Consider the following 7356-nt stretch of genomic DNA (forward strand, 5'->3'; position numbering starts at 1 on the left):
CACTGACCTCCTGACGCGCACGCTGCGGGCAAAGCCGTGAATGGCCCAATGAGGGACTCAGAGTCCCTCAATGGGCCATTCACGGCTTTCGGGTGGGGATCGGGTCAGCGCTGCGACGGCTTTACGTGGTGCAGTACGAAGATCCCGCCCAGTGCCGGCCGGTCCAGCCGCTCGTGGTCGGTGGCGACGTACTCGTCCAGCACCGCCAGGATGCGGCGGTCCAGTTCCCGGACCTCGTCGGGGGACAGGTGCAGCAGGAACTTCTCGTGCACGGCCACCGATTCCGGGCCGGAGGCGGCCAGCTCCTCCTGGAAGATCTCGATCGGCGCGAACCGGGTCTCGGCGTCGGCGCCGGACAGAGGGCCGTCGAGCCACCACGTCTCGTTGTTCGACCGGTACGGCTTCTCCAGCGCGCCGCTCACGCCGGTGCGGACCGGGGCCTGCTCCAGCAGCCCGGCGGCGACCAGCTGGCGTACGTGGTGCAGGACCGTGCCGGGATCCCGGTCGAGGCGGTCGGCGAGCTGCTTGTTCGTCAGCTCCTCGACCAGGCACATCCGCATGATGCGCAGGCGCAGCGGGTGGCCGAGGGCCTTCGCCTCCCGCGGGGTCGCCGGCCGGCGCCGGCGGGGTTCGGTCATGAACGCAGCGTAGTCCATCGATCGAATTCCGACACATCGATGGAGAATTCCCCATCGATGTGCAACTCTCCATGGCATGGACACGAAGGGCCTGGGCGGCACCTACTGGCGGTTGTGGACCGCGGCCGGTCTTTCGAGCCTCGCCGACGGCGTTCTGAAGGTGGGACTGCCCCTGCTGGCGGTCGGTTACACGCGGTCGCCGGCGCTGATCGCCGGGCTGGCCTTCGCCTTCACCCTGCCGTGGCTGCTCTTCGCGCTCCCCGCCGGCGCGCTGGTCGACCGGCTGGACCGCCGCCGCGCGATGCTCGGCGCGAACCTGGTCCGTGGCGGACTGCTCGCCGCCGTCACCATCCTGACCCTCTTCGGCGGCGGGTCGATCTGGGCGTTGTACGTGGTCGCCGCGGGGGTCGGGTTCGCCGAGACGATCTACGACACCGCCGCGCAGTCGATCGTCCCGCAGGTCGTCGGGCGGGAGCGGCTGGCGGCCGCCAACGGCCGGATGTACGCCGCCGAGCAGACGGCCAACGAGTTCGCCGGGCCGCCGCTGGCCGGGCTGCTGGTCGCCGCCGGGGTGCTGGCCGCGCTCGTCACGCCGGTGGCGTTGTGGGCGGTGGCCGTGGCGGCGCTGCTGCTGGTGCGCGGCTCGTACCGGGTCGAGCGGACCGGGCGCACCACACTCCGCGCCGACATCGCCGAAGGGCTGCGTTTCCTGGTGCGGCACAAGGTGTTGCGCACGTTCTCGGTCATGGTCGGCACGTTCAACTTCGCGACCGGCGCGACCTTCGCCGTGTTCGTGCTCTACGCGGTCGGCCCGGATTCGGCGATGGGCCTGTCCGAACCGGGCTTCGGGGTGCTGATGGCCGTCAACGCGGCGGGCGGCGTCGCCGGGTCGTTCCTCGCCGAACCGGTGGAGCGCCGGCTCGGGCGGATCCCGGCGCTCTGGGTGGCCTGGCTCGCCGGCGGGCTTTCGGTGGGCGTGCTCGCGGTGACGGCGAACCCCTGCGTCGTCGGGGCGGGGTTCTTCGCCGGCGGGGCGGGGATCGTGGTGTCGAACGTCGTCATGGTGTCGCTGCGCCAGCGGCTCACGCCCGACCGGCTGCTCGGGCGCCTCAACAGCAGCTACCGCCTGGTCGCCTGGGGCACCAAGTCGCTCGGCGCCCTGGCGGCCGGCGCGCTCGCCCAGGCGCTGGGCCTGCGCGCGGTGTTCGTGGTCATGGGGGTGCTGGCCTTCACCGTGGTGGCCGGGCTCTTCGTGGTCACCGAGGACGCGCTCGTGGCCGCGGAACGCGAGGCCGGGCGGGCAGCGGCAGCGCCAGGAGGTGCGAGCCCGACGTGAGGACGCCGACCCGCTCCCAGCCCCACCGCAGGTACATCGCGTACGCCGGTGCCGCGGCCGCCGCCGCCAGCACGGCGAACGGTTCGGGCCGCCCGTCGAGCAGGTCGCGCAGCAGCGCGCCGCCGCGGCCGCGGCCGCGCAGACCCGGCCGGACGGCGAGTTCGTAGACGTAGAACAGCGGACCCCGGGCCAGCGGAAGGGGTGCCGGTGTCGCGGCGGCCGGGTGCCACCAGCCGGCGTCGCGGCCGACACCGTAGGCGAACCCGCCGAGCCCCGCGCCGTCGCGGACGGTCGTCAACGCGAACCCCGGCAGCCGCGCGTGCCCGGCCACGGCTTCGCGGAAGCGGGCCGCGTCCGCCGCGTCTTCCCGGTACGGCGGCTCGCGGTAGACCGCGAGGTAGACCTCTTCCAGCTCCGCCGGGTCACGCATCCGCCGGCTCTTTCGCTTCGGCCGCCTCATGAGCCGGTTTCAGTCCTTTGAGGACGGCGAAGGCCACCGCGCAGCACCCGGCGAGCACGAGCCACGGCAGCTGCGCCCCGCCGGCCAGCAGCGCGGTGAACGTCACCGGCGCGACGACCCGGGCGGCACCCCAGAGCAGCTCCTCGAGCCCGAAGTAGCGGCCGCGCAGGTGCGGCGGGGCCAGCGCGACGGTGAGCGCGCTGCTGGTCGGCGCCTGCAGCAGCTCCGCGGCGGTGAACACCGCGGTCGCCACCGTGAGCACCACGATCGCGGGGACGGGCACAGCCAACGGTACGACGGCGAACAGCAGGAACGACAGGGCCCACACGAACGCGGCGACCTGCAGCACCCGCGGCTTGCGGTGTCCTTCCAGCCGGCTCGCCACCACGGTCTGCCCGGCCACCACCAGCACGGTGTTGAGGGCGAACAGGATCCCCGGCTGCCACGAAGGCAGCCTGAGGGTGTCGATCACGTACGCGCTGAGCAGCACCGTCAACGCCAGGTCGCACAGGGCGAACACGAAGACGGTCACCAGCACCCGCCGGAACGCCCGGTCCGCGAGCACCGCGCGATAACCCCCGCGCGCCGCCGTCTCCCGCGGTGGTGGCGCGGGCGCGGCGGCCGGTCCCCGCCACGACGCGACGAGCGCGGCCGCGACCAGAAAGGTCGCCGCGTTGAGCAGGACGATTCCGGTGTACCCGCCGGTCCCGCCCCACGCGACGAGCACACCGCCGGCCAGCCCGCCGACGCCGATGCCGACGTTGCGCAGCGCGCGGTCCATCGCGTACCAGCGGGCCCGCTGGCCCTCGTCGGCCACCTGCGCCACGAGCGCGCCCGAGGCGGGCCAGAACAGGCCTTCACCCCAGAACGTCAGCGCCGCCAGGACGACCAGCTGCCAGAGGGAACCGGCGAAGACGTACCCGGCGAAGGTCAGCACCCGCAGCAGGTTCGCGACGACCACGACCCGCCGGGCGCCGAGGCGGTCGACGAGCGGGCCCGCGAGCGGGCCGGCCGGGAGCGCCAGCAGCGCGGCGGCCGACAGCGCGCCGCCTACCGCCGTCAGCGGGAGGTCCTTCGCCGCGTGGAAGTACACGACGGCGAACGGGAGGAACAGCCCCGTGCCGAGCGCGTCCACGCCCTGCGCGGCGACCAGGGGCAGCCGTCCGCGGGTGCGCGGCAGCCCGAGCAGTTCGGTGACAGCCATCGGTACCCCTCACGCGTGGGGGAGCGGGAACACGTTCAGCCGCTCTTCGGGCAGGGGTTCCGTCCGCCAGCCGAGGTCCACGGCGGCCCGGCGGATCCGGCCGTCGCCCCAGTACGGGAACCCGGCCGGGAAGTTGGACACCAGACCCGGCACGATCGTGTGCGCGGCGTGGAAGCCGGCGGCCGCGACGTCGCGGGTGGTCAGGTCGACGCTGATCACCTCGAACCCGCGCTCCTCGACGCGTTCGCGGTAGGCCTTGAGCCGCCGCTCGCCGAGGGCGGGCAGGCCCTCCCACGGCCGGACCGCCAGATCGCGCACCCACGGCGCCACCCGGGTCGCGGCCCGGGGGTCGAGGTAGATCTGCTGCTGGCACAGCAGGTCCACGACGTCGCCGAAGTCGTCGCGGTAGGAGTCGAGATAGCGGCGGTCGGCGCGGTAGGCCTTGAGGTTGGACAGGTGCGGCAGGTCCGCCTGCATCCCGGCGAGCTCGCGCTCGTCGTCGAGGGCGAGGCAGGTGTGCTGCAGCGTGAACCCTTCGGCGAGCGCCTTCTTGGCCGCCTCGAGCGCGTCGGGGCGGGTGGCGAACCCGATCGACAGCCAGCGCCGGGCCCGGTCGAACACCGCGGCGGCGACGATCGGGACGGCGAACTCGTTGTCCAGCGGGATCAACGTGACGTCGTAGGTCTCGGTGGTGTCGGCGACCAGCGCCCGGATCTCGGCCGGCACCGGCAGCCGGTGCAGCCGCGGTGTGTTGGCCCACCAGAGCATGGTGGTGTCGCGTTCCAGCACCTCCTCCAGCCCCGCGGTCACGGCGTGCTCTTCGTTGACGCCACTGGCCAGGCCGGCGATCAGGGGATCGGTGAACCGGGCGCCGCCGGGCTCGGCCTCCTGCGACACGAGACAGGCGGGAACCCACACGGCTTCCCTTGTCGTGTGCGAAAAAGCCTCGATCCAGGCGCATTCGGTCTCGGGGGTCAGCGGCGCGAACGGGAAGCCGGGTGTGGCGTGCTGGCGCGGGGAGTACAGGTTCAGGCGGCGCGGATCGAGCGCGGGGACGCCGTCGCGGCGCAGCTGCCGAAAGCTCGCGTGCCGGATCTCGCGCTCCGGGGGCAGCCAGCTGCCGCAGTAGCGTTCCACGGCCTCGCCGATCGCGGAGTCGCGGGCCTGGTCGAAGTCGTGCCAGGAGGTGCCGAACGCCTGGCGGTCGTTGGGCCAGTCGACGACCCGGCGCATGTCCGCGACGTCCACGGCGCACACCCGCAGCCGCGCGGGCATCCCCGGCGCGGGCGGGAGTTCGTGCACCGCGGTCACGATCCCGGTGCGGTCGTCGACGAGCAGGTCCGGGCGCGGGCCGCGCGCCTGCACCGGCCGGGGCCGGTCGGGGACCGGCAACACGGGCCGGGGGAGCACACTCAGCCGGACCGGGTCGATCTCGAGCTCGCCTGTGGTCGTCTCGGCGGGTTCGCCGGCGAGCCAGCGTTCGAGCTGGACGGCGAGCACGCTCATCATCCAGCGGGTGTCGCCGGGCCGGAACCGGCGGCCGCGCGGCGGGTCGGCGGTGGCGAAGGCGTCGATCACCCGCGGGTCCAGGGCCGCCGAGCGCCGCCGCGCGAGCACGTCGGCGAAGTCGGGCCCGGGGCCGCCGGGGGTGATCGCGGGGCCGGCGATGCCCTGACCGCGTTCACAGCGGAAGGGCAGCAGGCGCACGCCGCGGTCCGTGCAGAACGCGTCGAGCGCGGTGAGTTCCGAATATGCCGGATGGGTGAACGCGGCGACGACGACGGTGTCGGCCGGGTCGACCGGGAAGGGCCCGTCGAGGTCGGAGAGCGTCTCGACCCGGGCGTATCCCACCGGGGCGAGGAGCTGCGCGAGGGGCGCGGTGAGCTCGGGACTGCCGGCGATCAGGACGGTGGTCTCGGCGGTGCGCAGGAGTCCGGCGCCGTCCGACACCGGGTGCAGGCTGCCGTCCGCTTCGAGGACGTCGAGCACCTCCTCGTAGTCGGGGTTCATCCCGGCGAGCAGCTCGGCCCGGGTGCGGGTGCCGTCGCAGCGGGCGATCCACGCGCGGAACTCCCTGGTCGGCGCGGTGATCGAGTACTGGCCGCCGTGCGGGGTGATGAGCAGGCACAGGGCCGGCTCCAGGTCGTGGACCTCGACCCCGGTGAGCTCCAGGCGTACGTCGTCGGAAGGCATGGCGGACCCCCTGGGTCGAGACGGCCGTGCCGCGGCCCCGGGGGGGGCCGCGGCACGTGGTGCGGCAGGGAACGGTGCGTGCTACTTGGCGGAAGCGCGGTTGTGCACGACGGCGCGGTTGTGGACCACCGCGCGGTTGTGGACGACGGCGCGGTTGTGCACCACGGCGCGGTTGTGGACGACGACGGCCGAGGGGCGCTCGAAGGTCGAGATCATGGGTTCCTCCTGTGCGGTGCGGAGTGTCTCCGGTGTGGATTCCGGGACGGGGTGACGTGACAAGTCTGTGGTGCGAGCGTGCACCGCGACGTCTTCTGGGTTGCGATCCGCACGGCGGCACCCGTGAGGAACGCATGCCCCCGGGATGACGGTTTCCCGCGCGCACGCGAGCGCCCCGCCACCGGGAAGGGTGACGGGGCGCTCGCTCTGCCTGTGTCCTTTGTGGTCCTTCGTGGAGTGCCGGGTGCGATCAGGCCCGGCAGGTCTTGCCGCGGTTCACGCAGTTCACCAGGCCGTTCATGATCCGCTGCGACATCACGTTGGCGAAGTCGTCGTGGTCGGAGAACGGGTTGTGGTGCTCCTGCGGGAAACCGTCCACTTTGTACTGCTTCTTGACCTGGATGTCGTGCGGGATGTCGTAGGTCAGCGAGATCTGCAGCTGCGGCACGGCCTTGAAGCCCGCGGCGCACCGGCCGTTCTGGTCCGGGAACACGATGTGCGTGCGGTGGTTGGTGCTGTCGGTGTTCTGCCCGTCCCAGCAGCTCGGGAACGTGTGGATCCGCTTGACCTTGCTGTTCGGCGGGCAGATCGGGTAGAGCTGGGTGACGCGGTTTTCGAAGCCGCTGCACGTCCAGCTCGCGCGGGCGTTGGCCGGCCCGTTGGTCGACACCTTCGCGTCGCCGTAGAGCACGCGCAGGAACTTCGGCATGGCCACGACCTTGCCGACCGGGCTGCCCCGGAAGGTGATCTGCACCTTCTGCGGCCGCTGGATCACGCCGTCGTTGCCCGGCAGCTCGTTGTTGCCGTCCTGCCCCGGCAGCGCGCCACCCGGGGCGGTGCTGCTCGGGGCGGTGCTGCTCGGCGGCGGGGTCGTCGTCCCGGTGCCGGTGCCGGTGTCTTTGCCCGGCTTCGGCGCGCACGGCGCGAGCCCGCCCAGGTCGCCCGGCTTCTTCGTGAACCGGGCGATCGCGGTGGCGATCCGCTCCAGGATCGCGGCGCGCCGGTCCTTGAGCGGTGTCAGGATCGCGTTGCGCACGAAGTCGGCGCCACCCTGGCCCTGCGTCGAGGCGACGCGCTGGTTGGCCTCGTCGGTCTGGGCGTCGAGCTGGTCCAGGTTGTCGTCGACCTCGGCCATCGCCTGGTCGGGGACGTCGGTGAGCTTGCTGGCGACGTCCGGGCAGGCGACCTGGACGGTCTTCGCCTCCTGGGAGGCCTGGGCCCGCTCGGCGTCCGGCGCCTTCGCGGGCGGGTTTTCCGCGGCCGCCTTCTCCTCGTCACCGGTGTCGATGCGGACGACCGGCCAGAAGTA

General features: G+C 73.0%; 7 protein-coding genes. 1 reads left to right on the forward strand and 6 read right to left on the reverse strand.

The window, feature by feature from the left end; all coding sequences use genetic code 11:
• Positions 1-104: 104 nt before the first annotated feature.
• Entirely contained in the window at positions 105-638 is a 534-nt protein-coding gene (locus ACGFMK_RS48490; protein ID WP_392778717.1) for an ArsR/SmtB family transcription factor, read from the reverse strand.
• A gap of 76 nt (positions 639-714) precedes the next feature.
• Here ACGFMK_RS48490 and ACGFMK_RS48495 point away from each other — a divergent pair, with 76 nt between their 5' ends.
• Positions 715-1974 (forward strand): MFS transporter, encoded by a 1260-nt coding sequence (locus tag ACGFMK_RS48495; protein WP_392778720.1) that lies wholly within the window; start codon positions 715-717, stop codon positions 1972-1974.
• On the opposite strand, the gene ACGFMK_RS48500 is transcribed toward ACGFMK_RS48495, so the two are convergent.
• From ACGFMK_RS48500 to ACGFMK_RS48520, 5 genes are all read right to left on the reverse strand, one after another.
• Complete coding sequence (locus ACGFMK_RS48500) at positions 1895-2404, reverse strand: GNAT family N-acetyltransferase (protein WP_392778722.1); 510 nt, start codon at positions 2402-2404, stop codon at positions 1895-1897. The genes ACGFMK_RS48495 and ACGFMK_RS48500 overlap by 80 nt on opposite strands.
• Positions 2397-3638, reverse strand: a complete 1242-nt coding sequence (locus ACGFMK_RS48505; protein ID WP_392778725.1) for an MDR family MFS transporter — start codon at positions 3636-3638, stop codon at positions 2397-2399. Before ACGFMK_RS48505 ends, ACGFMK_RS48500 begins: the two co-directional genes overlap by 8 nt.
• A gap of 9 nt (positions 3639-3647) precedes the next feature.
• The gene (locus ACGFMK_RS48510) at positions 3648-5831 is read right to left on the reverse strand and encodes a YcaO-like family protein (RefSeq protein ID WP_392778728.1); all 2184 of its coding nucleotides are present in this window, start codon (positions 5829-5831) and stop codon (positions 3648-3650) included.
• An 81-nt stretch (positions 5832-5912) separates the two neighbouring features.
• Positions 5913-6047 carry a hypothetical protein gene (locus tag ACGFMK_RS48515; RefSeq protein ID WP_268747407.1) on the reverse strand — a complete coding sequence of 45 codons (135 nt, stop codon included), beginning with the start codon at positions 6045-6047 and terminating at the stop codon, positions 5913-5915.
• Between the two features lie 250 nt (positions 6048-6297).
• A partial coding sequence (locus tag ACGFMK_RS48520; RefSeq protein WP_392778730.1) for a DUF1996 domain-containing protein occupies positions 6298-7356 on the reverse strand: 1059 nt, incomplete at its 5' end.

Origin of the sequence: Amycolatopsis sp. NPDC049252 (assembly GCF_043197175.1) — a bacterium.
Classification (GTDB): domain Bacteria; phylum Actinomycetota; class Actinomycetes; order Mycobacteriales; family Pseudonocardiaceae; genus Amycolatopsis.

What these genes read in the sequence shown, in the direction of transcription:
- ACGFMK_RS48490 (WP_392778717.1), bottom strand. Translation starts at nt 638, where the DNA reads ATGACCGAACCCCGCCGGCGCCGGCCGGCGACCCCGCGGGAGGCGAAG.
- ACGFMK_RS48495 (WP_392778720.1), top strand. Translation starts at nt 715, where the DNA reads ATGGACACGAAGGGCCTGGGCGGCACCTACTGGCGGTTGTGGACCGCG.
- ACGFMK_RS48500 (WP_392778722.1), bottom strand. Translation starts at nt 2,404, where the DNA reads ATGCGTGACCCGGCGGAGCTGGAAGAGGTCTACCTCGCGGTCTACCGC.
- ACGFMK_RS48505 (WP_392778725.1), bottom strand. Translation starts at nt 3,638, where the DNA reads ATGGCTGTCACCGAACTGCTCGGGCTGCCGCGCACCCGCGGACGGCTG.
- ACGFMK_RS48510 (WP_392778728.1), bottom strand. Translation starts at nt 5,831, where the DNA reads ATGCCTTCCGACGACGTACGCCTGGAGCTCACCGGGGTCGAGGTCCAC.
- ACGFMK_RS48515 (WP_268747407.1), bottom strand. Translation starts at nt 6,047, where the DNA reads ATGATCTCGACCTTCGAGCGCCCCTCGGCCGTCGTCGTCCACAACCGC.